This window comes from Stenotrophomonas sp. YIM B06876 (genome assembly GCF_030711595.1).
In the GTDB taxonomy this organism is placed as follows: Bacteria; Pseudomonadota; Gammaproteobacteria; order Xanthomonadales; family Xanthomonadaceae; genus Stenotrophomonas.
The window spans coordinates 1-2,101 of record NZ_JAUJUJ010000130.1; the positions used below are offsets into that span (position 1 = coordinate 1).

Annotated in this window: 1 protein-coding gene; it reads left to right on the forward strand. The window is 58.4% G+C overall.

Annotated elements, in window-relative coordinates:
• Positions 1 to 151: 151 nt before the first annotated feature.
• The coding region (locus QZH66_RS15330) for a hypothetical protein (protein WP_305806771.1) at positions 152 to 2,101 on the forward strand (1,950 nt) is incomplete at its 3' end.

The following is a 2,101-nucleotide window of genomic DNA, read 5'->3' on the forward strand; positions in this document are numbered from 1 at the left end:
GCAGGTTTGCGAATGGATACTAAAGAAACCAGCGGATTCACTGCCTTGCGGGGCGGGTGCGTGCGTCGGCGGCGAGGTGCTTTGCGCGCTGCCGCGCCTTGTGGCGAGCGCTTTCTATATGAAGTGTGGAGCGTCGTCCGATTATTCCTATATGAATATCGAGCGACTGACTTTCTGGGGCACCGTTACAACGGTTCCGGGCAAATCTGCTTGCCAGTGGGTTTTGCGTACGTACAATCGATTGGCGTTGCTGCTATCTGTGCACAGTGGTAGCAGCTTCATTTTTTTTGTGAAACCTCAGGAGCTCTCTGAAATGGCATTTACTGAACAAAACAAGTCCGACGCATACCTGTTCTTCGCGCTGGCATTCAACGCAGCCCCCGGCTCGGTGTACGGCGGCCAGATCGTGGAAGCCTACAACGCAGGCATGACCACGCAGCAGATCGTGAACGTGTACACCACCAAGGAACAGTTCACCAAGCTGTACCCCACCACCGATACCAGCGCCCAGTTCGCCTTCAAGCTGGTGTCCAACGTGGTCGGTGGCACCGCCACCGCCGCTGTGAAGACCAAGGCAGAGGCCGACATCGTGGCCGCCCTGGCTTCGGGCATGAGCAAGGGCGACGTGATCTACGCCGTGTTGGGCAACTTGGCAAAGATGGACGTGACCAATGCCGACTGGGGCAAGACCGTGGCCATGATCAACAACAAGATCGCCGTGGCCAAGGTACTGACCGAAGGCGCCAAGGCCCTGAACACCACCGATGTGGCCACCCTGCAAGGTCCGCTGGCGAATGTGACGGAAAATGTTCAATCCGTGCAAGACGCCATCAACGGCGCTGGCGCACTGGCCGACAAGATTGATGCCCTGAATACGGCCAACAAGGCGCTGGTTGATTTCTTTGTGACTGCGAAGCTGGCTGACCACGCCGCCGTCGTGGCTAAGGTGGGTACGGCTGTCACGGCTGTGGAAGGTGTAAAGGGTGTTAGCGACGCTACTTTCTCTGACGTCAAGACTGTTGTGCAAAACGGTTTTAGCTACGACGTCGAGACCGTGTCTGCCGCTACGCAAAACGCCATCGTGGCAGCTGCCAAGCAGAAGAATGCTGATGGCGTGGCAGGGGCAAAGGCTGCTCTGGATACGGCCAAGGCCGACTTCCTGACGGCTAACCCTGCTGTTTCCGCGACTAAGCTGGATGCGTATCTGAGCGCTGTGGCTGCTGATGCCGCCGCAGGTAAGGCAGTGGGTGCTGGCACGTTCGGTACGCCTGCCGCTGCTACCGATACTGGTGCTGTCAAGGCCGCCAACGATCAGTTGGCTGCACTGAAGACCGCTTCTGTTGCTACCAACGTGACTGCTGCTGCTGTGATCGACGTGACTACCGGTACCGTGGCGGATGCTGGTGGTGTGCAGATCATCACCGTTCAAAGCGGCAAGCTGGCGCTGGATGCTGGTTTTGTTGCCAAAGCTACTGCAGTCCAGCTGACGGCTGCGCAAAAGCTGCTGGACGGTATCGTTTCTTGGCAGGCCGCAACGGCTGCTAAGGCTGCTGCCGATAAGGTCGTGCTCGATACGACTGCCGCACTGGGTGGTGCTGTCAAGGGCGCTGTGGACACGGCCGCAGGTAATCTGACGACGGCGCAGGATAAGGTGACTGACCTGGATGCGGCGCTGAAGGGCTACAACGATGCCATGGCCAACTTGAACAAGAATACGGATCTGCAGAAGGCGATTGACGCTGCCACCAAGGCGTTTGTCGACGCTGGCCAGGCTGTGCCTGCCGCTATCGCTGGTGGCTCGCTGACCACTTCGGGCGATGACGTGTTCTTGGTGAATGCAGGTAGCAACAACCAAGCGCTGTCGGGATTTGCTGCTGGCGACAAGATCTATGCAGGCAAGGGTTATGTGCTGAGCGCAGATGTGACCAAGGGCGACGATACCAAGCTGGAAGTGTTCTTCAAGGCCAACGGCTCGAGCACGGATGTGTACATCGAGCAGAAGGCATTCGGCTCCCACAGTGCCGATGCGTCGGGCGCAGACATGGTTCACATCACGCTGACCGGCGTGGCCGCTGACAAGCTGGTGTTCAAGGACGGCTTC